Annotated in this window: 23 protein-coding genes and 1 pseudogene; 16 read left to right on the forward strand and 8 right to left on the reverse strand. The window is 70.1% G+C overall.

Annotation, left to right across the window (positions count from 1 at the left end):
- The first annotated feature begins 288 nt into the window (after positions 1-288).
- Both AC07DC_RS21405 and AC07DC_RS21410 read left to right on the forward strand, forming a co-directional pair.
- Positions 289-876, forward strand: coding sequence for a DUF6939 family protein (locus tag AC07DC_RS21405; protein WP_478916001.1), 588 nt, complete (start codon positions 289-291; stop codon positions 874-876).
- 65 nt (positions 877-941) lie between these two features.
- Positions 942-1,493, forward strand: a complete 552-nt coding sequence (locus AC07DC_RS21410; protein ID WP_478916002.1) for a DinB family protein — start codon at positions 942-944, stop codon at positions 1,491-1,493.
- Between the two features lie 302 nt (positions 1,494-1,795).
- Here the strand turns inward: AC07DC_RS21410 and AC07DC_RS21415 are convergent, their stop codons facing one another.
- Together AC07DC_RS21415 and AC07DC_RS21420 are read right to left on the reverse strand one after the other, a co-directional pair.
- Positions 1,796-2,305, reverse strand: a complete 510-nt coding sequence (locus tag AC07DC_RS21415) for an RICIN domain-containing protein (RefSeq protein ID WP_478916003.1) — start codon at positions 2,303-2,305, stop codon at positions 1,796-1,798.
- Positions 2,306-2,490: 185 nt separating this feature from the next.
- Positions 2,491-3,471 carry an aldo/keto reductase gene (locus AC07DC_RS21420; protein ID WP_478916004.1) on the reverse strand — a complete coding sequence of 327 codons (981 nt, stop codon included), beginning with the start codon at positions 3,469-3,471 and terminating at the stop codon, positions 2,491-2,493.
- A 488-nt stretch (positions 3,472-3,959) separates the two neighbouring features.
- On the opposite strand from AC07DC_RS21420, the gene AC07DC_RS21425 reads away from it, so the two are divergent.
- Positions 3,960-4,493 carry a GNAT family N-acetyltransferase gene (locus AC07DC_RS21425; protein ID WP_478916403.1) on the forward strand — a complete coding sequence of 178 codons (534 nt, stop codon included), beginning with the start codon at positions 3,960-3,962 and terminating at the stop codon, positions 4,491-4,493.
- A 41-nt stretch (positions 4,494-4,534) separates the two neighbouring features.
- Here AC07DC_RS21425 and AC07DC_RS21430 read toward each other — a convergent pair whose 3' ends face one another.
- Positions 4,535-4,942: a hypothetical protein gene (locus tag AC07DC_RS21430; protein WP_478916005.1), complete on the reverse strand. Its 408-nt coding sequence runs from the start codon at positions 4,940-4,942 to the stop codon at positions 4,535-4,537.
- 629 nt (positions 4,943-5,571) lie between these two features.
- Positions 5,572-6,039 carry a hypothetical protein gene (locus AC07DC_RS21435; protein ID WP_478916006.1) on the reverse strand — a complete coding sequence of 156 codons (468 nt, stop codon included), beginning with the start codon at positions 6,037-6,039 and terminating at the stop codon, positions 5,572-5,574.
- A gap of 101 nt (positions 6,040-6,140) precedes the next feature.
- On the opposite strand from AC07DC_RS21435, the gene AC07DC_RS21440 reads away from it, so the two are divergent.
- Both AC07DC_RS21440 and AC07DC_RS21445 read left to right on the forward strand, forming a co-directional pair.
- A complete protein-coding gene (locus AC07DC_RS21440) occupies positions 6,141-6,302 on the forward strand; it encodes a carbohydrate-binding protein (protein WP_478916007.1) in 162 nt (53 codons plus the stop codon).
- Positions 6,303-6,671: 369 nt separating this feature from the next.
- Positions 6,672-6,944 (forward strand): DUF6296 family protein, encoded by a 273-nt coding sequence (locus AC07DC_RS21445; protein WP_478916008.1) that lies wholly within the window; start codon positions 6,672-6,674, stop codon positions 6,942-6,944.
- Between the two features lie 115 nt (positions 6,945-7,059).
- On the opposite strand, the gene AC07DC_RS21450 is transcribed toward AC07DC_RS21445, so the two are convergent.
- Positions 7,060-7,821 carry a hypothetical protein gene (locus AC07DC_RS21450; protein WP_478916009.1) on the reverse strand — a complete coding sequence of 254 codons (762 nt, stop codon included), beginning with the start codon at positions 7,819-7,821 and terminating at the stop codon, positions 7,060-7,062.
- Between the two features lie 773 nt (positions 7,822-8,594).
- Here AC07DC_RS21450 and AC07DC_RS21455 point away from each other — a divergent pair.
- The 4 genes from AC07DC_RS21455 (at position 8,595) to AC07DC_RS21470 (ending at position 12,643) form a co-directional block, all read left to right on the forward strand.
- Entirely contained in the window at positions 8,595-10,541 is a 1,947-nt protein-coding gene (locus tag AC07DC_RS21455; protein ID WP_478916010.1) for a phosphocholine-specific phospholipase C, read from the forward strand.
- A gap of 268 nt (positions 10,542-10,809) precedes the next feature.
- Positions 10,810-11,556, forward strand: a complete 747-nt coding sequence (locus AC07DC_RS21460; protein ID WP_478916011.1) for a class I SAM-dependent methyltransferase — start codon at positions 10,810-10,812, stop codon at positions 11,554-11,556.
- An 80-nt stretch (positions 11,557-11,636) separates the two neighbouring features.
- On the forward strand, positions 11,637-12,089 hold the full coding sequence (locus AC07DC_RS21465; RefSeq protein ID WP_478916012.1) for an HIT family protein: 453 nt from the start codon (positions 11,637-11,639) through the stop codon (positions 12,087-12,089).
- Positions 12,090-12,151: 62 nt separating this feature from the next.
- Positions 12,152-12,643, forward strand: a complete 492-nt coding sequence (locus AC07DC_RS21470) for an SRPBCC family protein (RefSeq protein WP_478916013.1) — start codon at positions 12,152-12,154, stop codon at positions 12,641-12,643.
- Between the two features lie 8 nt (positions 12,644-12,651).
- Here AC07DC_RS21470 and AC07DC_RS21475 read toward each other — a convergent pair whose 3' ends face one another.
- Together AC07DC_RS21475 and AC07DC_RS21480 are read right to left on the reverse strand one after the other, a co-directional pair.
- The gene (locus AC07DC_RS21475) at positions 12,652-13,302 is read right to left on the reverse strand and encodes a LysE family translocator (RefSeq protein WP_478916014.1); all 651 of its coding nucleotides are present in this window, start codon (positions 13,300-13,302) and stop codon (positions 12,652-12,654) included.
- Positions 13,303-13,413: 111 nt separating this feature from the next.
- Positions 13,414-14,133: a phosphatase PAP2 family protein gene (locus tag AC07DC_RS21480; RefSeq protein WP_478916015.1), complete on the reverse strand. Its 720-nt coding sequence runs from the start codon at positions 14,131-14,133 to the stop codon at positions 13,414-13,416.
- Positions 14,134-15,001: 868 nt separating this feature from the next.
- Between AC07DC_RS21480 and AC07DC_RS21485 the strand changes: the two genes are divergently transcribed.
- The 7 genes and pseudogenes from AC07DC_RS21485 to AC07DC_RS21515 all read left to right on the forward strand — a co-directional run.
- Complete coding sequence (locus tag AC07DC_RS21485; RefSeq protein WP_478916016.1) at positions 15,002-16,246, forward strand: MFS transporter; 1,245 nt, start codon at positions 15,002-15,004, stop codon at positions 16,244-16,246.
- A gap of 174 nt (positions 16,247-16,420) precedes the next feature.
- On the forward strand, positions 16,421-17,326 hold the full coding sequence (gene surE, locus AC07DC_RS21490) for a 5'/3'-nucleotidase SurE (protein WP_478916017.1): 906 nt from the start codon (positions 16,421-16,423) through the stop codon (positions 17,324-17,326).
- Positions 17,327-17,352: 26 nt separating this feature from the next.
- A complete protein-coding gene (locus AC07DC_RS21495) occupies positions 17,353-18,981 on the forward strand; it encodes a carboxylesterase/lipase family protein (protein ID WP_478916018.1) in 1,629 nt (542 codons plus the stop codon).
- Positions 18,982-19,199: 218 nt separating this feature from the next.
- Positions 19,200-19,739 (forward strand): hypothetical protein, encoded by a 540-nt coding sequence (locus AC07DC_RS21500; protein ID WP_478916019.1) that lies wholly within the window; start codon positions 19,200-19,202, stop codon positions 19,737-19,739.
- Positions 19,740-19,935: 196 nt separating this feature from the next.
- Positions 19,936-21,612 carry a glycosyltransferase family 2 protein gene (locus tag AC07DC_RS21505; RefSeq protein WP_478916020.1) on the forward strand — a complete coding sequence of 559 codons (1,677 nt, stop codon included), beginning with the start codon at positions 19,936-19,938 and terminating at the stop codon, positions 21,610-21,612.
- A gap of 15 nt (positions 21,613-21,627) precedes the next feature.
- Positions 21,628-24,639, forward strand: coding sequence for an acyltransferase family protein (locus AC07DC_RS21510; protein WP_478916021.1), 3,012 nt, complete (start codon positions 21,628-21,630; stop codon positions 24,637-24,639).
- Positions 24,640-24,787: 148 nt separating this feature from the next.
- Positions 24,788-25,221, forward strand: a pseudogene (locus AC07DC_RS21515) (LuxR C-terminal-related transcriptional regulator); the annotation flags it as partial.
- A 24-nt stretch (positions 25,222-25,245) separates the two neighbouring features.
- Here AC07DC_RS21515 and AC07DC_RS21520 read toward each other — a convergent pair.
- Positions 25,246-26,013, reverse strand: a complete 768-nt coding sequence (locus tag AC07DC_RS21520; RefSeq protein WP_478916022.1) for an SDR family NAD(P)-dependent oxidoreductase — start codon at positions 26,011-26,013, stop codon at positions 25,246-25,248.
- Positions 26,014-26,115 lie beyond the last annotated feature (102 nt).

The raw sequence follows: 26,115 nt of genomic DNA on the forward strand, positions 1-26,115 counted from the left end.
GTCGGCACCCGCGTCTGGGACCTCGAAGCCCTCGCCGCCGCCCGCCGCGACCACGGCCCCGAAGCCGTCCTGCGCCTCCTGGGCGACACCACCCGCCCCGGGCCCCCCCCCCCCCCCCCCCCCCCCCCCCCCCCCCCCCCCCCCCCCCCCGGCGCCCCCCCCCCCGCGCCCGCGGCGCGCCCCCCCCCCCCCCCGCCCGCTGACGACGGCCGGTACCCCTTGACCCGGGCGATGTCATTGGCATCCGCGATGCTGGGGAGACTCAACCTCTCGAAGGAGCATCCGCCCATGCCGATCCATGTTGCCGGCCGGCGACGCGGGGCAGCCGCGCTGATCGCCGCGTTCCCGGGCGCCGAGATCATCGATGTCACGTCCAGGGCCTCGGATCCATGGGTGCGGATGAGTCCGTTCTACCCGCACGGCGGCATCCCGGTCCCCTACGGCGACGGTATGACCAGCCAATCCGTGGAAGGCATCTGGCAGGCTCTCAAGGTCTTCGAGAACGCCGATGTCGACCCCGCGAAACTCGACGTCACCACGATGAAGGGCCTGAAACGGACAGTGCGTCGGTACGGCCCGGTTCAGGGCCACCGCACCGGTCTGCACGGCGACCGGCTGCTGCCCTACGAGTCGGCCCGGCGCCGCATCTACCTGCCCGCCTATCGCTGGGTCCTCGAGAACCGGGTCGCCGATCTGATCGAACACCTCCGCGAAAAGTCCGATGTCGTACTCCTCGACTACACGACCAACGGCGACGTCACGAACACCGCCAGTCCGCTCTCCCATGCCGCGCTCATCCAACGGCACATCGAGGGCCGTTGGCCCTCGGAGGACGGGTCGATGTCAGAGGAGCGTGACACTGCGGGCGGGTCATGACCGGCTCACCGGGTTCGGGCGAACCCGGTTTCCGGTCCGAATGGTCATGGTCGATGATGTCGGCCATGACCAGCCCACGAAGAAGAGCAGAGATCTTCATCGACGAGGAGCAGGACCGTCGGTTCCGGGCTCCCGCAAACGCTGACGAGCGGAGCATGCTCGCCGATTTCCTCGGGTCGCAGCGTGCGACGTTGGAGCTGAAGTGCGCGGGCCTGGACGCCGAGTTGTCCCGCCGGTCCGTGGAGCCCTCCACCCTCTCGCTGCTCGGCCTGGTCCGGCACCTCGCCGATGTGGAACGCCGCTGGTTCCGGCTGGTCATGGCCGGGCAGGACGCGCTCCCTCGCTTCTCCTCCCCGGACGACCCCGACGGGGACTTCGACGGCGCGGAGCCCGATCCCGCGGGCGTCGCCGCGGCCTGGGAGTCGTGGCGCGCCGAGGTGGCTTTCGCCGACCGGTTCGTCGCCGAGGCACCCGACCTCGACATCGAGGGCAACGATGCTTGGCGCGGGACCGTTTCATTGCGCTGGGTCCTCATCCACATGGTCGAGGAGTACGCCCGGCACAACGGACACGCCGACCTGCTCCGCGAGCGGATCGACGGAGCACGGGGCCTCTGAGCGCCGTCAGTTCCCGCCGGGCGCGGGAGTGGACGCGGCGGTGGCCGGCTGGCTGGACGGGTTCCTCCGCCACGGCATGAACCAGGCTGCTTCTCCGAACAGACAGCCCTGGTCACCGGCGAAGTGCCCCCGCCCAGCACGCGAGGCTCGCGGCGCGCGAATTGCGCCGGACTCACGTACGTGCTGGGCGGGGGCTGTTCAGGTCGTCCCGCGGCGTTCCGTCCCCGGGCAGGGAGTGCGGACGGCCCATGAGCAGTCGGCGAAGGCGTCAGCCCGCTGCTCGGAAGTTCTGAGTCACGCGATCAGTTGTGCATCGCGGAGAAGCGCCAGGCCTGGCCGTTGAATCCACCGCAGGTGGACTGGTCGAGGGGCTGACCGCTGTTGGTCATGCCCCAGGCCGCCGTCAGGCACAGGCCGCTGGCGCGGTTCCTGAGCCGGTAGCTGTCGTTGCCGAGCGCCTCGGCCACCCACACCTGCGCGTCGTTGTTGGAGCAGTACGACTGCACGACCAGGGCGTGGTCGGCCGTGCTCTGCGGGGTCACGCACTGACCGGTCGACCGGACGCGGAGGAAGTAGGCGCTGGTGCCCGCCCAGCCGGACGAGAACTGCTTGTTGTACTTGCTGTCGCACGGGAACTGGATCAGGCCGGCGCCCGGCTGGGTGGAGTTGTTGCCCACCGCGGCGCACATGCCGGAGTTCAGATTGGTCAACTTGTTGAAGAAGCCGTTGTCGGGGCTGTCCGCCTGAGCGGAGTTGGCAGCGCCGAGCGAGAGGAGTGCCGCGGAGGAGAGAGCGGCTAAGACCTTGGTCACGTGTCTCACGAAAGACCCCAGTTCCTGATGCCGGACGGATGACAGGGCATGCTTGTGCACCGGTGAGCGAACACCGGTGCCGAATATGCGATCACCCACGGTGCCCGACCGTGCGCCTTCCGTCCATAGGCGGTTCGGCCCACTCAAGCGCCGTTCCAGCACAGCGGGTTGATGCGAGCGGGCCGCTACTCCGGCCCCGCCACGTGGTGCGGAATGTAGCCCGCCTCCAGGCGCGCCGTGTGCGCCGGCGAGAGGGTGACGTCGAGTGCCGCGACAGCGTCCTGGAGGTGGGTGAGTCTGGTCGCGCCGACGATGGGGGCGCTCACGCCGTCCTTGTTCAGCAGCCAGGCGAGTGCGACCCGGGCCGGTGGCACGTCGAGTTCGGCGGCGACGGAACCGAGGGTGTCGACGATGTCGAAGTCGGCTTCCGCGTAGAGCTGGTCGGCGAGCGGATCGGTGCTGCCGCGCGTGGTGGTGCGCTCGCCGCCGCGCCCCCGGCCGCCCGCGAGGAGTCCGCGCGCGAGCGGGCTGTACGGCAGGACGCCGATGCCCTGGTCGAGGCAGAGCGGGATCATCTCCCGTTCCTCCTCGCGGTAGACGAGGTTGTAGTGGTTCTGCATGGACACGAAGCGCGTGCCGCCGGCGAGAGCGGCGGTGTGCTGCGCCTTGGCGAACTGCCATGCGTACATGCTCGATGCGCCGATGTAGCGGACCTTCCCGGCCCGCACGACGGTGTCGAGCGCGTCCATCGTCTCCTCGATGGGCGTCTCGTGGTCCCAGCGGTGGATCTGGTAGAGGTCGATGTGATCGGTACCGAGACGGCGCAGGGAGCCGTCCACCGAGGCGAGGATGTGCTTGCGCGACAGACCCCGGTCACCCGGTTTCTCGCTCATCGGGTAGTACACCTTGGTGGCGAGGACGTAGTCGTCGCGATCGTCGAAGAGCCGCGCGAGCAGCCGCCCCGTGACCTCTTCGCTGGCGCCCCGGTCGTACATGTCGGCAGTGTCGAACAACGTCACGCCATGCTCCACCGCGTGCCGCACGATCGGCTCGGCCTCCTCCTCGGAGAGATGCCAGGCGCGCCGGCTGGTGTCGCCGTAGCTCATCATGCCGAGCCCGAGACGGGAGACGACGAGCCCGGAGGCGCCCAGGCGGGTGTATTGCATCGCATTTCTCCTTCAGCACCGTCGGAATGGCGCCGGTTCGGTTTCCCCCGGGCTCCGGACCGATTCAACGTCGGATCGGTCCGGATTCCTATCCGGAATAAGCACTTTCTCCGGCTGATCCCATCGGGCACCATCAGCGGATGGGCATGTTGGACGCACTCGCCGACCGCGTTTCCGGCGGCGCCGTCGTGGAGTTCCGACCGAGCGGCTCCTCGATGGTTCCTCTGGTCCGGAGCCGGCAGCGGGTCGTGGTCGGCCCGGTCGACCCGCGGAAGCTCGAGGTCGGCGACATCGTTCTCGCCCGCGTCGCCGGCACCGTGTACCTGCACCTGGTCTCGGCGGTGGACAGGCCCAGGAAACGGGTGCAGATCAGCAACAACCGCGGACGCGTCAACGGCTGGACGGGCCACGACCGGGTCTTCGGCATCTGCCTGTCCGTCGACGGCGTCCTTCGACCGGGCGCGGAGGCCAAGACCCGCGGGCTCACGATCCGGACGGAGGCCATCGGCACCGAACGCCTGGAGCTGCTGCCACTCGTCGTGGACCATGCCCAGGAGATGGCTGCCGCCCTGTCCGACCCGGCCCTGCACGCCTTCATCGGAGGCACTCCGGACACGCCGCAGGATCTGCGCGCCCGCTACGAGCGCATGGTCTCAGGCTCACCCGACCCTGCCGTGTCCTGGTGCAACTGGGTGATCCGGCTTCGCGAGGAGAGATGTCTGGTGGGCACGGTCCAGGCGACGATCGGCCCGTCCGGCGACGGCCTCGACGCCGAGATCGCCTGGGTCGTCGGCACACCGTGGCAGGGACGCGGCATCGCCACGGAGGCAGCGCTCGGCCTGGTCGCCTGGCTGGAGCGCGTCGAGGGGGTCGATCGCTTGGAGCGCCGACCCGTACGCAACCTCGTCGCCCATGTTCATCCGGACCACCGGGCATCGGCCGCTGTCGCCGCCGCCTGCGGACTGGCGCCCACCGACCGATGGCACGACGGCGAGATCCGGTGGCAGCGACCCCTGCGGTGACGCCCGCCCGCTCCCGCCGTCACGCGCGGCCGCACTGAACCCTAGAAGTGCCGGCACCAGAAGGCGGAGCCGACAACGACCCCCGCCAGCACCAGCCCGCCGACCGAGCCCAGCACCCGCGCGACGACCGGCCGTCGTCGCGGGTCCGCACCCGCGGCCAGCAGCAGAAGCACCGCCGAGGGCAGAAAGACGAACATCGCCAGCATGACGCCCAGCACCGACCAGACGACCAGGCCCAGCCCGATGACCCTGCAGGCCCAGGCGAAGGCCGGGGTGTTCCGTGTGAAGAACAGCGGCACCGCGATCCACACGGCGGTCAGGAGGAAGCAGGGGGCCGCGTAACTGTCCAGTCCGAGGAGCAGTCCGGGCACCGCCGCGGCCGCCGCGCCCGCGGCGAGCAACAGCTGCCACCGGTGGATCCTTCTGTACGCCCCCGACCTGGTCGGCATGAACGGCCCCCTCCCCTGGTGACGCATTTTTCGAACGCGTTCAATTTACTCGATGGATGGTACCGCCGGTCGCGCTCGTCTCCCCGCCGTGCTCCCTGCCTGCTTCCATCCACCGCCTCGCCGAGAGGTGACGCGGACCGGAGGTGGGCAGGTCTAGATGCTTCCGGCCCTTCACCCGGCCCAGCACGTGCCGCGCACCGTCCGAACCGTCGAAGGACACCCCCATGACCCGCGCCGTACCCACCCGCCGCACGACGCCGCACACCCACCCGGCAGACGCTTGGGCGGTGCGCCGATGAGGAGGTGGTTACGCCGGCCGCGACCCGTCGAGACGCTCGTGTCCGACAGCGAGCAACTGCTGTTCGGCGGCGCACTGCGCTACGACTACGGATGGGCCCGGCACGAGTACACGATGCTGGAGCACTCGGCCCTGTCCATGGCGCGCTCGGCGCCCCGCCTGGTGGGCAGGACGGTCCGGCTGGCATGGCGGGCCGACCGGACCGCCATGCTGACGATGAGGGACACCGCCGACGCCCGCCCAGCAGAACCACCCGACCACAGCCGACCAACCCCACCAGCCCAACGAAAACGTCCGGAGCGACGGCAACGACCGGAACGGCCGATGACTTTCAGTGCCGCGGACTGTCGATCCTGGACCTGGCGGCGTTGCGGACCCGTCGGGTTCGGCCGCTCTCGGCGAGGATCGCGAGGGCTCGAGGAGACGTCGCGGCCTCGGAAACCAACCGCTGCAGCCAGTCCGAGGCCGCGGTCAGCGCGTCCTCGGACCATGCCGGAGAGAGCGCTATGGCTCGGAAGAGGGACCGCTCCTTGAGGCGCCGGACGAGGTAGGGGTGCTCGCAGACAGCAGCCGCCATCCCCTTCTCCCACGCCTGGTAATCAGGCGCTCGGAGGAGTTCGACCGCGCGGTTCTCCATGTGCCGGAGTACGGCGGCCTCTGCCATCGCGAGGTCCGGGTCCGTGAGCACCGCGCCCACCATCGAGAGTTCCTGGTCGTCGGAGACCTGCCCCAGGGCTTGGAGGTACTGGACGAACCGCGCGTGCTCGGGCGGCTCCGGCTCGTCGACTTCGCTCTCCATCCCGATGACTCTGTCAGCTCGTGTGGAGGGGCGTGGGGGATTGGCGTGGGAAGATCCAGCTAGGTCGGCAGCGAGCCGGCCCGACGAAGGGGCGCCATCACATGGCAGCGGGATTCTCGGACTGGAAAGTCAAGAAGCAGTATTCGGAGAACGACCGCGTGTCGTATTTGGGAAAGCAGTACCGCTGCGTGGCCACGCACACATCGAATTCGGCGTGGAATCCGAAAGCAGCTGTCACAAAATGGCAGGAATACAAGGGCTAGCCTCTGTATCACCGGCCTCGGTGCGAGCCCTCGGAGCCCGTACCGGGGCAGTCTCGGAACACCGCGCCGTGAAACGCCCTGAAATGGTGGCGCCCGCGTGGAGCAGCTCCCCGGGGCGTTCGGGTACCGGTCGGCTGCGGTCGCGTGCCGCCTGTTGCAGTCGTAGCGTCGAGGTATGTCCTCGCACCGCGCGCGGACCGTGCTGAAGCGCATCCCCGCTTCCGCCCGCTGCCCGCGGAGTACGCGCTGACGTCCGCCTGAGCCCGGATCGGCACAGTCGCGGTCCCGCCTGGTGCGGCCGCGCGACGACTGACGGGGCTCGTCGTCTCCGAGATGCCCACTGGATACGTGCACCGTTGGGAGTACCCCATGTCCGAGCGCCCGGGTTTTGAGCTCACCTTCACCAACCCACTCCATGAGGAAGGCGCCCCCGCCCAGCAGGTCGTCGAGGTCTTCGCGACGACCGCGATCGGGTCGGGCGGCTATCCGATCTATGTCGACGCGAGCAAGATCATCCGTGCCGAGATCAGCGACTCGGGTCAGGTGCGCATGATCGCGAGCGGCGGCGGCCAGCGACCACAGACCCCCTCCGCGGTCCATCGCCTGCCATCGACGTCATCGGCGCCATCGACCGACAGCTGACGACCACGCGAACGCACCAGAGCGCCGCCCGGCCCGTCACCGGCCCACGGGTCGGGCCGCCCGCGGTTCCGGACGGCCCGATTCGCCCGGAGGACGATTGAGGGGCCCCTTCAGGTCAGCCGACGCAGCCGGTGACCGGTTGGGGGCTGCCGATGCAGTTGGTCGGGATGTTGGCCGTCACCGAAGTGGTGGTCATGGTGGAGGTTCCGGAGGAGTAGATCCCGCCGGGCTGGGCTGCCGATGCGTTGAGGGTGACCACTGAGTCGGTCATGGTGAGGGTGGCTCCGGCACTTGCGATGCCGGCCGCCTGGTTCGCGGTGTTGCTCCTGACCGTGCTGCTGGTGAACGTGGCCGCCGCGGCCGCTCCACTGCTGTAGATCGCACCGCCGAGACCGCCCGCGGCGTTGCCGTTGATGGCACTCCCGGTCAGCGTCACCGCGCCGAAGTTGAGAATTCCGCCGCCGTGGTTGTGGCCCGCGGTCGCCGCCTTGCCACCGCTGAGGGTGACCGCGTTGAGGGTCAGGCCACCCGACGGGGCGACCTGGGCGATCCGGAACGCGGCGGCTGTCGCTGACCTGGTGATGGTGTTGGCGTTCCCCGAGAAGGCGATCGGGGTGGTGATGATCGGCAGGCCGTCGGGGCCGTTGACGCCGTCACTGCCGTGGGCGGCGGTGAGGATGTACGTACAGCCGGCCGTCAGGGTGACGGTTCCGCCGCCGGCCGCGTTGGCCGCGTTCACCGCGGCGATCAGTGCCGTCTCCGAACACGGAACGGTAGCGGTGGTCCGGGCTTGTGCTTCTGCGGGCAGGAGGCACACGGCGCCGGTGGCCAGGAGAACGGATCCGGCCAGGGCGAGGAAGGTGCGGTGCATTCGCATGAGCGCTTTCATGGGACTGAAGACCGATGGTGGTTGGGCCGAGGCCCAAACGTCCCGCATGTGCGGTCACCGGTGGTCATTCCAGAGCTGATCCGGACAGCGCACCACATAGGTTGGCGCTGCGTCACCCAACGTGTTCCGTTGGACCCACGATCGTCCGGATCGCCCTGCCTGAACTCACTTACCCGTCCCGGACGACTCCAGGCAGTCACAATTCAGCCAGTTCCCGACCGGCGACGCTGCCCTGCCGTGAACCGCGGATGCGGCGCGCGGCTGCGGCCGAACGGCCCCCGTCAGGCGTAAATGTCGTGCGAGCCGATCCTCGGGCCGGTGGCGGGAGCGGCGTCGACGAGCCGCAGACCCAGGGGCGTCACCTAGTGCAGTTGGTGCTTCCCCTCGCGCCTGCTGATGATCAGCCCCGTGTCGCGCAGCGCGGCGAGTTGCCGGCCGGCAGTGGCACCGGTGTCGTTGCGTCTCGCTCGCCGGCGGTCGCGTCGGCGGTCGCGCCATTCGATATTGACATTCCGTCAGATAATCAGCCGCGGTATCTCCGGTCGATTTCGACACCAAGAATCCAAAGTCTTTCCAAAATTCCTTTCACGTGACGCGCGTGGAATACTCCACGCCAGCCGTGGATCACTGATTGGTCGTCACCCGGACTGGCCCCCTGCCGCATTGCGGGCGCGAGCGCCGCCACCCACGTGTGGCTCTCGGGCTCTGCGACACCTCCGTTGCCATCGGCACCTTCGTGCTCCGTTCCGAAAGGCCGACCGATGACTCCCCCGTTCAGCCGCCGCACCTTTCTGTCGGCCACCGCCGCCGGCGCGGCCTCCATGGTCGGTCTCTCCGCCGCCCAGGACGCAGCCGCGGCCCCCACCGGCACTGTGGCCGATGTGAAGCGCGTGGTCATCCTGATGCAGGAGAACCGCTCCTTCGACCACTACTTCGGGACCCTGAACGGCGTCCGCGGCTTCGGTGACAAGCAAGCCCTGCAGTTCCCCGGCGGCGGCAACGTCTTTCGCCAGCCCGACCCCAACCGCACCGATGGGGGCGTCATGCTCCCGTACCGGATGGACACGTCAAAGTACAACGCGCAGAACGCCGCAGGTCTCCCACACGACTGGTCCACCGGCCACCAGGCCGTCAACAACGGTGCGATGAACACCTGGATCACTGCCAAGGGCGAGCGTGCGATGGGCTACTTCACCCGCGCCGACATCCCGTACCAGTACGCGCTGTCCGACGCGTTCACCCTGTGCGACGCGTACTTCTGCTCGCTGGCCGGCCCCACGATCCCGAACCGGCTCTACCTGTGGAGCGGCACCTCGGGGCCCGGCCGGGACGGCACCACCGGTCCATGGACCGACAACACGGCGAGTGCGGAGAATCCCGTCGCCGACTGGACGACCTACGCGGAACGGCTGGAGGCCGCGAAGGTCAGCTGGCGGGTCTACCACAACCCGACCGAGGACGATCTGACCGGGGACTACGGCGACAACGCGCTCGCGTACTTCCAGCAGTTCCACGCCTATCCCAAGAACGACCCGCGGTACCTCAACGCGATGACCAGATTCGACCTCACCGCCTTCGACCAGCACTGCAAGGACGGCTCGCTGCCCACCGTCTCGTGGCTGGTCGCGCCGTACGTGTACTGCGAACACCCCAGCGCCAGCCCGGACTACGGCGCCTGGTGGGTCAACTCCGCCCTGCAGTCACTCATGTCGAATCCGCAGGTGTGGAAGGGGACCGTCTTCCTGGTGATGTACGACGAGAACGACGGCTACTTCGACCACATGGTCCCGCCCACGCCCGAGCCCGGCACCCCGGAGGAGTTCGCCAAGGGCCGGGCGGTCGGTCTGGGCAGCCGGGTACCGCTGTGGGTGGTCTCCCCCTGGTCGCGCGGCGGGTACGTCAATTCCCAGGTCTCCGACCACACCTCCGTGCTGCGCTTCCTGGAGACGGTGACGGGCGTCCAGGAGCCGAACATCAGCGCCTGGCGGCGGTCCGTGTGCGGCGACCTCACCAGTTGTTTCGACTTCACCACCCCGGACTTGACCATCCCCGTGCTGCCCGACACCGTCGCGCTGATGGCCAAGGCCGACGCCGGCGCGCAGCTCCCCGCCGTCGTCCTGCCCGCCGCCGGCACCCAGTACCTTCCGTCGCAGGAGATCGCGCCACGACCGCGCCGCAAACTTCCCTACGCTCCCGGCGCCGACCTCGCGGTCGACCGCGCCACCGGTGTACTGACCTGCACCATGACCAACGCCGGGACGGTCGGGTTCCACTACACGGTGTACCCGAACATCACTCGCACCTTCACCGGCACCCCGTTCACCGTCGCCCCGGGCGCCTCGCAGGCCTACACCTGGGTCACTTCGGCGACCGACGCACGCTACGACTTCACCGTGCACGGCCCCGACGGCTTCGTCCGCCGCTTCGCCGGTACCGTCGTCCGCGCCGGCCAGAACGATGCCGCGGTGCCCTCGGTGACGGCCCTCCTCGGGGACTCACTCGCCCTGAATCTGGTCAACGACGGCCTGACCGAGGTCTCCTTCGCCGTCACCCCGAACGACTACGCCGGCACCGCGCAGACGGTCACGGTGGCTCCCAACTCCCGCACCACCCTCACCTGGCCACTGGACGACGGCCGCTACGACGTCGTCGTCACCGCCGGCACCGGCACCGGCTTCGTACAGCGCTACGCCGGAACCGTGCACTGACCCTGACGCTCCACCGAGCCGCACCCCCGGCGGCCCCGGCACCCTGCGGCTCGGACCCACCGAAAACCTGCCTGAGCGAGACCGGGAATGCCTCCGCAACGGCCTTCAGTGGCGCTCTGGGAGACCGAGTGCGCAGGGTCGGGGTGATGGGGCACCCCGGCCCCGGACAGGCCCTCCAAGCCCCCGTCCACGCCATCACAAAACAGCGTCTGACCTGGCCTTTTACCGCACTTTGCCGTAAGATTGCCCTTCGCGAAAGGGGGTCCGGATGGACCGGAACATCCGCACGGTCGACGACGTTTTGAAGCTTTTGGACGGCTTGTTCGCACCGGAGGCCGACCGTTGGACGGCGGTCGCGGCCGACTGGTGGGACGGCTTCTACTCGGACCGCTCCAAGCCGGTGCCGTTCTTCGTGGCGAGGCCGGACGAGAGCCTGGCCTCCTACCTCGACCGAGGCCTGATCGTTCCGGGCCGCGCCCTGGATCTGGGCTGCGGTCCGGGCCGCAACGCTCTCCATCTCGCCTCCCTGGGCTTCGAGGTGGACGCCGTCGACCTCTCCCCGGCAGCCATCACCTGGGCCGAGGAGCGGGCCCGCGAGGCCGGGGCCGACATCCGGTTCCACTGCGCCGACGCCTTCGCTCTCACGGAGACCGAGCTGACTGGCCCGTACGACCTGATCTACGATTCGGGCTGTTTCCACCATCTGCCGCCGCACCGCCGCATCAGTTACCTCGCCCTCGTCGATCGTGTCCTCGCCCCCGGCGGACATCTCGCCCTCACCTGCTTCGCGGCCGGCGAGGCGGGCATGGGATCCGAACTCCCCGACACGGACTTCTACCGCGAATCCGGCCTCCAGGGCGGGCTCGCCTACACCCCCGAGGCCGTGCGCTGGATCTTCTCCGACCTGACGGAGATCGAACTGCGCCGCATGCACGACGAGCCGCCCGAGTCCCCGTACTTCGGCGAGCCCTTCCTGTGGACGGCCCTGTTCCGCCGCGACGCCCGGACTGCGTAGTCCGGACTGCGTAGTCCGGGCGCGATCGCTCCTTCCGTGCGGCTCCCGCAGCCTGGGGTTCCAGCCCTAAGCTCGGCGGCATGCCGACACCGAACTGCTACGCCTGCGGCAAGGAATCCACGTTCGATGCCTTGCCGCCGGGCGAGCGCATCGTCGCCGACGAGCACTGGCGGGTGGCCCACGCCTTCAACGCCGCGCTGCCCGGGTGGCTGGTGCTCCTGCCCCGCCGGCATGTGACCGCCGTTCACGACCTCACCGATGCGGAGGCCGCCGCGCTCGGAACATGGCAGGTCAGGCTCTCGCGAGCCTTGCACCGGGTGACGGGGTGTGCGAAGACCTATGTCATACAGTTCGCCGAGGCCGAGGGCTTCGCCCATGTCCACTTCCACATCGTGCCGCGGATGGCGGATCTACCCCCGGAGCTGCGTGGTCCACACGTGTTCGGTCTGCTCCAACGCCCTGAGCAGGAGCGGGTAACAGCCGATCAGGCGAACGGAATCGCCCACGCACTCCGTCATGAACTCTCACCGTGACCGGCACGGTCGCGCGGATCACCCCCAGCGAAGCAGATCACCTCGGCGAAGGAGACAGCCCGATGCGCATACCGAGATTCCCCGAGGTCGCAGCCACTGGCACGGTGACCATCCAAGTGACCCCGGCCGAGGCGTACCGCATCATCAGCGACCCGCCCGTCATGATCCGCTTCGCCGAGGAAGCCCACCGTGCCCGCTGGCTGCACGGCGCCGAGGCCCCGGCGGTGGGCGCCCGCTTCCAGGGCTACAACCGCAACGGCTTCCGCCGCTGGGTCACCACCTGCCGTGTCACGGACGCCGACCCGGCCCGGCGCTTCGCCTACGAGGTGACGGCGCCACTCGGAATCCCCATCTCCCGCTGGCAGTACGACATCGAGTCCACCCCCGAGGGCTGCGCCGTCACCGAGACCAACTGGCTACGGGTCCCACTGTGGTTCATCCCCTTCGCCATGATGATCACGGGCGTGTTCGACCGCATCGGAACCAACACCACCAACATCACCACCACCCTGCAGCGCCTCAAGTCGCACCTGGAGACAGCCCCCGTCTCCTGACGCCGGCGTCACGCGCTGCCGCTCGTCGAGAAGGCGTCGACCAACCCGGGCCCGAACTCCGCCAGCAGCAGCCCGGCAGCAGCGATCAGCAGGACACCTGACCCGGCGAGCGTCCAGCGGAAGCCCCGCGTTCCGATCCGGTGCCGGGCACGGGCGATGACGAGCGCCAGCGATGCCTTGCTGCCCACGAGCAGGAGGTAGAACCCGAACAGGAACGATCCGGCCTCCAACGAGCCGTGCCGCCACGCCGCGACGAGCAGCGGCGCGCCCGTCGTGAGCCAGAACATCCACGGGTGCGGACTGAGGAGATTGGCCAGCGCCCCCTGCCACAGGGCGCGCTTCGCCTGATCCCCCGCGCCTGACCCGTCACTGCTGGGCAGTTGTGCGGTCCGGGCCTCGCGCAGTGTGGACACGGCCAGGTACAGGAGGAAGATCCCTCCGCCGACGCCTCCCATGGAGATCGCCACGTCAGGCAGCATGGCCAGCACCGTCACGGCCGACACGATCACCGGGAGGTCGGTGAGCAGCGGAACCGCGGCCACCCTCAGCCCGATGCCCAGACCGCCGCGCAGCGTCCCCGACAGCACCAGCGCCAGCAGCGGTCCCGGGCTGATACCGGCGCTGAATCCCAGAGCAATGCCCAAAGCGAGCTCTCGCACAGCGCTGTGTCTCCTCGAGGTTGTGCGGTGTCGTTGCACGGCAATCCAGTGACCGCCCGCCCCCGCGGCCACGGTATCGGGGCGTCCGCGGCGCACGAGGCGGTCCTGCCTTCAGTCCCACAGCCGGTCCGCGGCGGCGCGCACCGCTTCCCCCCTCAGCAGCGGCGCGAAGGCCAGCCAGACCAGCAGGGCAGTTCCGGCGCCGGCCAGGAGTCCGGCGACGGTGTCGCTGAGCCACTGCGCGTGCAACCAGGTACGGCTCCACATCATCGCGGCGACATAGGTGCCGCCGAACAGCCACCACCAGCGCCGCCCTCGGGGACGGAACGCGACCACTGCGATCGCGATCACCAGAGTCGTCGCGGTGAAGACCTCCCCTGAAGGGAACGAGCCGCTGTTCACCAGGACCCACGGCCGTGGCGGGCGCGGCCGGTCCACCATCTGCTTCAGCGGCAGGATCACCAGGATGTTCGCGAGCACGGCGGACGTGAAGACGAACACGGCGGACCTCCAACGCCCGTACACGCACAGGCAGCCGATCAGACCGAAGGGGAAGACGAGGCCCAACGGCCCGCCCAACCGGTCGAGGTCGCGCGCCAGGTCGCTGGCCGTACCCGTGCGCGCCCCGCTCATCCACGCCAACCAGCGCTCGTCGAGGCTCTCGAAGAACGGTGGTCGGTCACCGCGGAGCATCAGCCCGATGCCCGCGGCCATCAGCAGCAGCGTGACTCCCACCCAGAAGGCGCCCCGGGACGGGATGGCGGGGAGGTGGTGCCGAGGCGGCTCCACGGGTTGGGGCGGTGGATCGGACAGGTGAGTGGCAGGGAACATGATCGGCCTTTCGCGGTCGTCGCCCCGGGCGGACGGGCCCGGGGCATGCGGCGAGGGGACAGAGGTACGCGGGGAATCGCCGAGGCGCGGCCCGGCATCGACGACCCGTGTACGGGGCGGTCGCCGGGCTGAGCAGTTGTGGGGCGGTCGCCGGGCGGAGCGGTTGCGGGGTGAACGGTTGCGGGGCGGCGCCGAGTGGAGCGGTCCACGGGGTGGGGCGGTCTCCGGATGGGAGAGTCCCGGGGTGGTGCGGTCCGCGGGATGGTGCGGCGCTAGGGGTGGTGCGGCGCTAGGGGTGGTGCGGCGCTAGGGGTGCGGGCCGCATGCCTCCGCAGCGCCCGGCCGATCACCCCAGGTCGCGGGTGTGCGAGGGGGCGTCGCCTGCTCGGCCCCGGTATCGGGGCCGCCGCGCCGAAGGCGTGGCGGGCGCCAGGACCGCTGCAGGGGATGGTTCTGCGCCGCCGGTAGGCATTGCGTATTTTTGGCTGTCGTAACGCAGACGATACACATCGAAGCGCTCCGCGCCGAGCCCCGTGCCGCAGGACAGTGGCCCGACCGTATTAGTTACACGTGCACATATCTCACCTCGGCCGATCATCACGATCTGCAACGCGGTTCAGAAACATGTCTGGCGCGGCACGCGGAACGGTGCTACACAGTGCTTACCGCACTAGATAACACGTGTAACCCATCCTGATGCGATGGTGACTCTGCCCGCCCGGGTGATCCCGCCATCACCGCTCGAACCCGGGCCCGCTCCCCCTTCCCCGCTCTGTCCCACGCCACCGCTCCGTCCCCGAGGAGTCGACATGTACGCCCTCAGCATCCGCCGCACCCCGACCGCGGCCCTCAGACTCCGGAGGCCGCTGTGACCGCGACCGAACTGATCGAGCCGCGCACCCCCACAGCGCCGCAGGCCCCTCGACACCGTGGACTCCTGCCGTTGCTGCTGATGGCCAACGCGGCCATGCTCGCTGTGTACATGGGTGTCGGCGCGGTCTTGCTGCCGACCCAGATCGAGTCGATCGATCCCGCGCACAAGGTCGCCATTCTGGGCGTGGTGGGCGGGATCAGCGCGGTCTTCGCCACCGCGTTCAACCCGATCGCGGGCGCGTTGTCGGACCGTACCGGTCGGCGCAATCCCTGGATCCTCGGCGGAGCGTTCGCCTCGCTGGCGGGCCTGGCGTTCATCGGCAGCGTGCACACCGCACTGCTGGTGGGCATCGGCTGGTGTCTGGTGCAGTCGACGATGAACGTCTACCAGGCCGCGGTCACCGCCGTGGTGCCCGACCGCATTCCCGCCGCCCGCCGCGGAACCGCGTCCGCGCTGGTCGGGCTGGCGCTGCCGATCGGCGGAACGGTCGGCGTGCTGATCGGCTCGCAGACCGCGCATCATCTGCGCACCGGGTACCTGCTGTTCGGTGTGCTCGTCGCCGGCGCCGCGTTGCTGCTGACGACGCTCTGCCGCGACGTCCCCCGGATCGAGCCCGCACCGGCCGTACCGCGCCGCGAACAGCTTGCCGCGTTCCTGTCGGCGCTGGCCCATCACGACTTCCGGTGGGCCTTCATCGGCCGGGCCCTGATGGTGCTGGGGTACTTCTCCGTCGCCGGATACCAGCTGTACATCCTGGACGATCACATCGCCCTGCCCGCCGGTCTGGAACCGGCGGCGGCGATGGCGATCCTCACGCCGGTCTCGATGGCCGCGATGGCCGTCTCCACCGTCGTCGGCGGCCTGCTCTCGGACCGCTGGAACCGTCGCAAGGTGTTCGTCGCGGTCTCGGCCGCCCTCGCGGGACTGGTCATGGCGGTCCCCGTGATCAGTCCCACCTGGACCGGGATGATCGTCTTCAGCGCCCTCAACGGTCTGGCCTTCGGCTGCTTCATGGCGGTGGACACCGCGTTGGTCACGCTCGTCCTGCCCAGGGCGGAGGACGCGGCCCGCGACATGGGCGTGCTCAACATCGCCAACGCGGGCCCGCAGATCATCGCCCCGTTCGTCGCCTCCGCGATCGTCACCACCCTGGGCGGGTACACCCCGCTGTTCCTGGTCGGCGGCGCCCTGTCACTGCTGGGCGCGCTCGCGATCCTCCCGATCCGCAGCGTCCGCTGACCCCGCTCACCCCTCTGACCCCGCCGAGTCGGCTCGACCCGGCCTCCCCGACCTCCCCGGAATCGCCTGGATCTGCGCAGATCTGATCCGGCCAGAACTCCGGCGGGTCGCGGACCGTCCACCGGTCCGCCACCCGCCGGTCAAACCGCTGCCCCGACACAAAGGAGCAACATCGTGAGACGTCACCACGTTCTGTCCCTGGCCGCTCTGCTGGTGAGTCTGTCCGCCGCCTCCGTGACCCTGCCCGCAGCCGCGGCCCAACCCGCGGCGTCATCCGGCCCGCTGCGCATCCTGCTCACCAACGACGACGGCTACAACGCCCCCGGGATCCGGGCCGAGTACGACCGGCTGACCGCCGCCGGCCATCAGGTCACCATCGTGGCCCCGCTGCAGAACCAGAGTGGCGCCGGAACGAAGATGATGAGCGCGACCACCGTCGCGGTACAGCACCCCGAGGCCCAGGTGTGGGCCGTGGACGGCACCCCCGGCGACGCGGTCGCCTTCGGGCTCTCCCAGGTCTTCGCCGACCGGGCCCCCGACCTGGTGATCTCGGGCACCAACTTCGGGACCAACGTCGCGGGTTTCGCCACCCACTCCGGCACCGTCGGCGGCGCCATCGCCGCCCTGGAGCGCGGCATCCCCGCCATCGCGGTGAGCACCGGCAGCTTCGCGGTGCCCGCTCCCGGCCCCACCCTCAACGCCATGCGCGTCACCGCCGACTTCACCGTCAAGCTCATCGACCGGCTGCAGGCCCGCTCGAAGTCCGGGCGCCTGCTGCCCGACGGTGTCGGTCTGAACGTCAACCACCCCATCGTCGGCGCGGACGGTACCGGCACCGCTCACGGCGTCTCCCTCACCTTCCAGGACGCCCAGACGGTGCTGACCCCGCACTACACCGACTCCGGCGACGGCACGTGGAAGGTCACGGTCTCCTTCGACCCGCGCACCCCCGCGAAGGGCTCCGACGTGGAGGCGGTCAACGCCGACAAGGTCTCCATCGCGCCCATGAACGCCGACTGGAACTCCGGCCCGGCCGACTTCGCCGCGACCGGCGCCCTGCTCGCCGGGCTGCGGCCATGACCGACCGCGCCGCAAGGACTCGGCCCGTGCCCCGACCGCCCCTTCATCTCGTGGTTCTTCTCGCGCTGGCCGCCCTGCTCCTGCAGGCGCTGCCCGCTTCCGCGTCACCGTCCACCGCAGCGACCGCGAATCCGCCGTTGGTGGCGGTCTCCGACGGCGTCCTGCGGGGACAGGCCCATGACGGGGCCCAGGAGTTCCTCGGTATCCCCTACGCGGCACCGCCCGTCGGCAACCTACGGTTCCGGGCGCCGGAGCGGCCGGCCCCGTGGAGCGGGGTGCGGGACGCGACCATCCAGGCACCCGCGTGCCTGCAGTTCTCACCGTTCGGGCTGCGGGACCCGCGGGCCGTCAGCGAGAACTGCCTCTACCTCGACGTGTACCGCCCGCGGGACGCCCGTCCCGGAGCGCGCCTGCCGGTGGTCTTCTGGATCCACGGCGGCGGCTACAGCCAGGGCACCGGGACGCAGTTCGGCGGCCGCACCATGGCCGACCTCTCCCATACCGTGGTCGTCAGCATCAACTACCGGCTCGGCCAGCTCGGTTATCTTGCCCTGCCGGAGTTCACGCGGCAGAACGCGCTGCGGTCCGGCTCGTACGGGCTGCTGGACCAGATCGCGGCCCTGCAGTGGACCAGGAAGAACATCGCGGCCTTCGGTGGCGCACCGGACAACATCACGATCTCCGGGCAGTCGGCGGGCAGCGGTTCGGTCTGCTCGCTGCTCGCCGCACCGCGGGCGGCCGGACTGTTCTCCCGCGCCATCCTGCAGAGTGGTCCGTGCACGCTGCTGGCCTCGCCCGACGGCGCCCAGGCCGAGACCGCGGCGCGGACCTACGCCGCCGCGGCCGGCTGCCCCGACCCGCAGGTGAGCGCCACCTGCCTGCGGGCCGCGTCCGGGGAGCGGTTGACGACGGCAGCGGCCACGCTGCCCACGAGCGGGCCCGCGTTCGGTGATCTCCTGCTGCCCGCGCAGCCCTCCGCGGCGATCGCCTCCGGTGCGTGGAACAAGGTGCCTGTCCTGATCGGCAGCAACCGCGCCGAGAGCAGACTCTTCGTCGCGCTGACCCAGCCGTACCTGACCGCGCAGCAGTACACGGACCAGATCACCGCGACGTACGGGCCGGCCGCCTCACAGGTGCTGGCACGCTACCCGCTGGCCGACTACGCCAGCCCGTACCTCGCGATGTCCGCGCTGCTCACCGACTCCACCTTCGCCTGTCACACGTCCTGGACGGCCGACGTCTTCGCCGGCCAGGTGCCCACGTACGTCTACGAGTTCGACGACCCGGACTCGCCGACGTTGTACGGGGCGCAGGTCCCGGGACTCGACATGTCCAACGCCCACAGTGCCGAGCTCGCCTACCTCTACGACTTCACCATGGGCGACCGCCCCCTGACCGGCATCCAGGTCGATCTCGCCGACCGTATGAAGCGCTACTGGGCCGCGTTCGCCCGCTCGGGCAACCCTGGCGTCAGTGGCCAGGCCCCGTGGCCGCCGGCCGGCCCCCGGCACACGGTCCTCACCCTCAACCCGCAGGCCGACCGTACGTCCACCACGTTCGCAGCGGAGCACCAGTGCGGGTTCTGGGCCGGCGCGACCGCGGACGGCACGGGTCCGGACCGCAGGACCCCGACCACCACGAGCTCGCCCTTCTGACCCGGCCCCGGCGGGGCGGCTGATCGACCGGGACGGCTGGTCCGGACGGTCGGCCGCCCCGGCGGATCGCGTCAGGTTCATCTGTTCAATCCAATCGCGGGAACACCCACGAGTGGTCCTGGATCCGGGGATCCGTCCCCGGATCCAGGACAATGGGTTGGTCCCCTCCGAGGCCGGGTAGCTGAGTCGGGCGTCCGCTTACCAGGCAAGGAGACAGCGTGACCGCGAAGCCCCTCCTCCTCATCGATGTCGACGGACCGCTCAACCCGTACGCGGCGAAGGACCATCGGCGACCGGAGGGCTACACAACGCACCGTATGCGGCCCTCCGGCTGGGATCTGCCCTGGCAGAAGCCGCTGCGGGTGTGGCTCAACCCCGCCCATGGCCCGCTGCTGCTGGCGCTCCCCTTCGACCTGGTGTGGGCCACGACGTGGGGCACGCAGGCCAATCGCTGGATCGCCCCCTGCTTGGGTCTGCCGGACCTCCCCGCCGTCGACTGGCCGGAACTGCACGCCGGACGCGACGACGGCACCTACTTCAAGACCCATGACATCGTCAGATACGCCGCCGGCCGGCCGTTCGCGTGGATCGACGACGAGATCGGGCTCCAGGACCGCGAGTACGTCGCCGCCCACCACTCCGCGCCCGCGCTGCTCCTGCGCATCGAACCGAGCGTCGGACTGCTCGCAGCGGACTTCGACCGACTCGCCGACTGGGCACGGGAACTGGCGGGCACCGAACCGGGCGGCGCGGGGTGAACGTGGCGGGCGGTCGCTGACCTCGACGTCAGCGGAACGCGGCATGACGGGATTGTCACGGAATCTTGTCCTCATCATGAATATGTCCCCGACACGCGTCCACGGGTCTCACTCCGTGGCTTGAAGCGTCAGTGGTCTATACCTTTGCGAGTAGGGTGATCGCTGGATCGTCAATCACGCGCCCGTGGGGGGACACTTGACCGTCGACCACTTGCCTCAACCACCGTCGGATCACGAGCTCTACTGGTACTTCGGACCGCAGCGCCGCTGGGTCCTGATCTGCACCTCGCTCGCCTTCGTCTTCACGGCGGCGACCATGTTCACCTTCGCGCTGCGGACGCCGGCCCTGTGGGCCTTCCTCGCGGTGCTCGTACTCAATCTCGTGGCCCTGGCCCTCTCGTCGGTCAACAGCCTGCGTCAGCGGCGGTTGACGAGGCACTCGCACGAAGTGCTGACCAAGGCCTGGCAGCCGGCCGAACTGCCGTCCGTCGACCTCTATCTGCCGACCTGCGGTGAGCCGCTCGACGTCCTGGAGAACGCCTACCGGGCCGTCGCGGCCGTCGACTGGGACGGGGCGTTGACCGTCTGGGTCCTGGATGACGCCGACCGCTCCGAAGTGGCCGCTCTGGCGGCCGCGCACGGGTACCAGTACGTCGTCCGGCCGGACCGGGGGCACCTCAAGAAGGCCGGCAACCTCAATCACGCGCTCACCGTGAGCAACGCGCAGTACATCGCCATCCTGGACGCGGACTTCGCGCCCAGGCCCGACTTCCTGCACCACCTGGTGCCGTACTTCGCCGATCCCGGAATCGGCATCGTCCAGAGCCCGCAGTGCTTCGACACCGACGAGTCCATGGAGTGGATCCAGCGCGCCGCGGGGTCGGCCCAGGAGTGGTTCTTCCGGTGGATCCAGCCCTCGCGGGACGCCAGCGACGCGGCCATCTGCTGCGGAAGCAACGCCGTCTACCGGCGCACCGCCATCGACGCGGCCGGCGGCTTCGCCAAGCTCGACCACAGCGAGGACCTGTACACCGGACTCGCCCTCTACGAGCGGGGGTTCCGCACCCTCTACGTCCCGGTGCTGGTCGCCAAGGGCACGTCGCCGGACAATCTCTCGTCGTTCGTCAACCAGCAGTACCGGTGGGCGATGGGCAACCTGCACCTGATCAAGAACTCCGACCTCAAACGGATGGGTGCTCCCTGGCGGATGCGACTGTGCTTCTACGAGGGCATCGTCGGCTATCTGACCGCGGCGGTGAACACGTTCGCCGCCCCGCTGCCGCCGCTGGTGATGATGTTCTGGTACCCGGACCAGATACGCCCCTGGCACGTCCTGCCGCTGCTCGCACCGCTCTGGCTCTGGCACGTGCTGCTGCCCAGGATCAGCCACACCCGGTGGCGGGTCGAGGTCATCCGCGCCAACGTCCTGACGAGCGTCGCCGCCGCGGCCGCGTTCCTGCACACCCTGCGCGGCCACAGCGCCGCCTGGGTCCCGACCGGCGTCGGCCGCGTCAAACCCAGCGGCATGGCACGCAGAGTGGTCCTGGTCTCGCTCGCCTGGCTCTGCGGATCCATCGGCGCGGCCGCGGCCGGGCTCGCCCTGTCCGTCGCCCGCAACGGCTGGTGGCCCAACTGGGGTCTCGGCCTGTACCTCCTGGTGCAGTGCCAGATCGGCTTCCCGCTGGTCCGTGACCTGATCGCCGAAGTGCGGCCCGCGAAGGCTGCGCCCCGAACCGCAAAAGCCCCTCGGCCGACCCGGCTCGGCATGCTGCCCAGGCGCTGGCCCGAAGCCCTGGCCGCCACCTCACTTCTCCTGCTCACCGCCCTGCTCGCCTCTGGATGGGTCAGCCCCATGCTGCCCTGGCTGAGCTGAAAGGTCACCGCACTCATGTCTTCCACCACGGTTCCGGACCGGCATCCGGAAACCGCCGACCGCTCCAGCCGTCCGACCCATGGATCCGGCTCCCCAGGAGACCGGTTCCGGGGAGCCCGTCCGACCGGGCCTGCCGCTCCGGGCTTCCGCCCCGACATCGAGGGCCTGCGCGCCTTGGCGGTACTCGCGGTGCTCGCCTTCCACGCCGAACTGCCCGGCCTGAGCGGCGGGTTCGTCGGAGTGGACATCTTCTTCGTCATCTCCGGCTACCTGATCACCGGGCTGCTGATCCGCGAGGCGGCCACGACCGGCCGTATCCGCCTCGGAGAGTTCTTCTCCCGCAGGGCCCGCAGACTGCTGCCCTCAGCGGCCGTGGTGCTCGCCGCGACCGCGCTGGCCGCGGCCTGGCTCACCGTCCCACTGCGCCGTACCGACCTGGAGTACGACGTACTGGCCGCCGCGCTGTCCACCGCCAACTGGCGCTTCGTCTCCCAGCAGACCGACTACCTGGCCGCAGGACGCGATCCGAGTCCGCTGCTCCACTTCTGGTCGCTCGCGGTGGAGGAGCAGTTCTATCTGTTCTGGGCTCCCCTTCTCGCCCTGATCGTGTTCGCCGCGGTCAGGACGTCCCGCCGGGGCCGCGCCGTGCGGTCGGCCGTGTTTGCGGTCACCGCGCTGCTGACGCTCGCCTCCTTCGCCCTGTCGCTGCACTGGACGCACACGTCGGTCTCCCTGGCGTACCTCGGAACGCCGTCCCGCGCCTGGCAGTTCGGGGTCGGGGCGCTGCTGGCGCTGATCCCGTGGCACCGGGTGCGCGGACTGCCCCTGATCCGTCTGCTGTCCGGGTGGTCCGGAGCCGCAGCGATCGTGTGGTGTGTGGTGCGCTACGACGGCGCCACGCCCTACCCCGGGTACGCGGCGCTCGTCCCGACGCTCGCCACCGCCGCGGTCATCCTGGCGGGAACCGCCGACCCGCACGCGACGGACGGTGCGACCACGTACGGCGTCGGCCGGATTCTGCGCGCCCGGATCCCCCGTGCGATCGGACGCCTCTCCTACACCCTGTACCTGTGGCACTGGCCGGTGCTCGTGCTGGCCGAAGCCCGGCTGGGAACTCTCGGATGGCCGGCCAGGACGGCGCTGACGGTGGCGTCGGCGCTGCCCGCTTTCGCGACGATGCGCTGGATCGAGCAGCCCCTGCGGCGCAGCCGCACCGTCTCCGAATTCCCGCGACGCGGGCTGTCGTTGGGGATCGCCGCAGTCGTCATGCCGGTAGTGCTGGCGCTGGTGGTCGGCACCGGCACGATGAACCTGCTCGCGTCGGCTCCGCCCTTCGACATGAAGGGGCTGCCGCCGGGCGCGGCCGACGGCAGGTCCCTGCTGATGCGGACCGGCACCCCGCTCCAGGACGGCCCACCGGTGCCCGGCGTCGTCCAGGCCCGTAAGGACTTCCCGCCGGACGGCGCGTGCGAAGTGGCGCCCGCCACGACCACCAGCCCCGCCTGCCTGTTCGGCGCGACCGGCAGCAAGGACCGGATCGTGCTGCTCGGCGACTCGCATGCCGGCCAGTGGTTCTCCCCGCTGTTGGGTATCGCGGCCGAACGCGGCTGGGCACTGCAGGAACTGGTGAAGCAGGGCTGCCCACTGCCACAACTGGCGGTCAGGAATCCCCAGTTGGGCCGGACGTACACCGAGTGCGACACCTGGCGCGCGGACAGCCTGTCCCGGCTGAGCCACGGACCGAAGCCCCGCCTGATCGTCGTCGCATCCCTCAACCGCTACACCGACGACCAGAATCTCCTCACCGCGGGCTGGGAGAAAACACTGGCCCCGCTGCGCGCCCTGGGCGTGCCCGTCGTCTACATCCAGGACACCCCGATCCCCGGGACGGACATTCCGGCCTGCGTCTCCGGACACGCCAAGGACCCGGGCGCCTGCGCTTTCGACCGGGGCACCGCGCAATGGCCCGATCCGCTCGCGACAGCGATCGCGGCCGGCCACCTGCCGGACGTGCGGGCCATCGAGGTGAACTCCGTGCTGTGCCCCGGCACGGGCCCCACCTGCCCGGCGGTTCTGGAACGGATCCTGCTCTACCGGGACGACGCGCACCTGACCAACGTCGCCGCCGTCGTACTGGCACCACGGCTCGAACGACTCCTGACGGACGCGGGAGCACTGCCCGCCCGCAACGCGGTGCCCGCCGGCCGGTGGACCCAGCTCCTGCGGGACGACTTCGACGGACCGGCCGGCAGCCGCCCGTCATCCGCGAACTGGCAGTACGACCTCGGTACCTGCTACCCCGGCTGCCCGGCCGCCCAGTGGGGAACCGGGGAGATCGAGACCATGACCGACTCGACCGCCAACGTCCGGCTGGACGGGAAGGGATCGCTGGAGATCGTGCCCCGGCTGCAGAACGGACAGTGGACCTCGGGCCGCATCGAGTCCAAGCGCGCCGACTTCGCCCCACCGCCCGGCGGGGTGCTGCGGATCGAGGCCTCGATCGCACTGCCCGACGTGAGCGGCCCCGCGGCGGCCGGCTACTGGCCGGCGTTCTGGACCCTCGGCGGCGGGCTACGCAACGGCTACACCGGCTGGCCCGCGATCGGTGAGCTCGACGTCATGGAGAACGTCAACGGCCGCGACTCCGTCTTCGGGACCATGCACTGCGGCACCCTCCTAGGCGGCCCGTGCAAGGAGCCCCAGGGGCTGGGCTCGGGGGACCGGCCGTGTTCCGACTGCCGGACGGGATTCCACTCCTACGCGGTGGAGGTCGATCTCACCGCCGGTGCGGAACAGGTGCGCTGGTACCTCGACGGACGTGAGTACCACAAGGTCACGGCGGCCCAGATGGATCGCAGGACCTGGGACGACGCCGTGCACCACGGCCTGTTCCTGATCCTGAACGTCGCCGTGGGCGGTAACCTCCCCGCCGCGTTCGGCGCCCCCGCAGGACCCGCCACCGAGGCCGGTCATCCGATGCGCGTGCAGTATGTCGCCGTCTCTGCCCGGGGAGGCGCCCGGCCCTGACAACCACGCACCCGCGCACGGTCTCCTGACGTGGCTGGGGCATCTGCGGCTCCGCGCCCGCGCCGAGTTCCTCCGAGACCACGCACCCCGCCGGCCCGCACGGATGGACATCACCGTGCGGGCCGGCGGCGCTCCTGCCGGGCCGGCGCTGGTGCTGACCACCTTCGACCTCGACGAGTACGTCTACGAAGCGCTGCGCGCCGGCGCCGGCGGATTCCTCCTGAAGGACGCCTCCGGTGTCCAACTGGCCGAAGCCGTACGCGTCGTGTCCGCCGGGGAGGCCCTGCTCTCTCCCGGCATCACCATGCGCCTCATCGACGAGTTCTCCCGCCAGGGAGGCACCTCGCGGCCGCCGACGCAGGTGCGGATCGCCGAACTCACCGCCCGTGAGAGCGAAGTGCTGGTGCTGGTCGCGCAGGGACGGTCCAACGCGGGGTGGCCGGAGCGCTGGTCCTCGCCGAGCAGACGATCAAGACCCATATGGGCCGCATCCTGCAGAAGCTGCGGCTGCGCGACCGCACGCAGGCGGCTGTCTTCGCCTACGAGACCGGCCTGGCCACCCCCGGCCGCACCCACCTGTGAACCCCTGAGCGCCGTGCCCGGAGGTCAGCTCGGGAACATTCCCGCGGTGGCGTTGACCCAGGTGCCGGTGATGGCGACGCCGCCGTCGGAGGCGAGGAAGGTCGCCAGCGCGGCGATGTCGGCGATCCGCGGCGAGCGCTTCGTCATCCGCATGCTGTCCAGGTGTCCGACGAGGCCCTGCACGGCGGCCTCGTCCAGGCCGGTGGCGCCGGTGGCGGCCAGCTTCTCCGGGGTCAGGCTGTCGGCGACGCCGGCGGTCCAGATCCCGCAGACACGGACTCCGGCCGGACCGACCTCCTGGGCGAACTGGCGGATCAGCGCGTCGATCGCACCGTCCGCCGCGGCGGTGCCGCCCATCATCGGGCTGCCGTTGGCGGATCCGCTGTTGAGCGAGAGGACCACCCCCGAACCTTGCCCGGCCATCCGGCGGGCTGCCGCGCGCGCGGTGATGAACTGGCACGCGATGCCCTGGACCACCGGCCGGGTGTAGTCCTCGAGCGACAACTCCGTCAGCGGCACGCCGTGGAAGTCTCCCCTGGGCACGAGGTTGACGGAGATGTCCAGGCTCCCGGCGCGCTCGACGACCGATGCCACGTGGGCCTCGACGGCCTGCTCGTCGCGGGCGTCGAGCACGTCGTACTCGGCGCCGACCTCGGCGGCGGCCTTCTTCAGCGTGGCCTCCGTGCGGCCGACGAGGAAGACCCGCGCACCGGCCTGTACGTACGCCCTCGCGATGCCCGTGCCCAGCGAACCCGCTCCGCCGTAGACGACTGCGACCTTGTTCTGCAGCATGGTTCTCATTCCCTCGGTCGGGGGCGCTGTGCGCGCCCTTCACCCTGTACGACGTAGCGGTCGCGGAAACTCATCGGTCGCCGCCTCATCTGCCGCCGTCTC

The sequence above is a fragment of the Streptomyces sp. NPDC045021 genome (assembly GCF_056432645.1).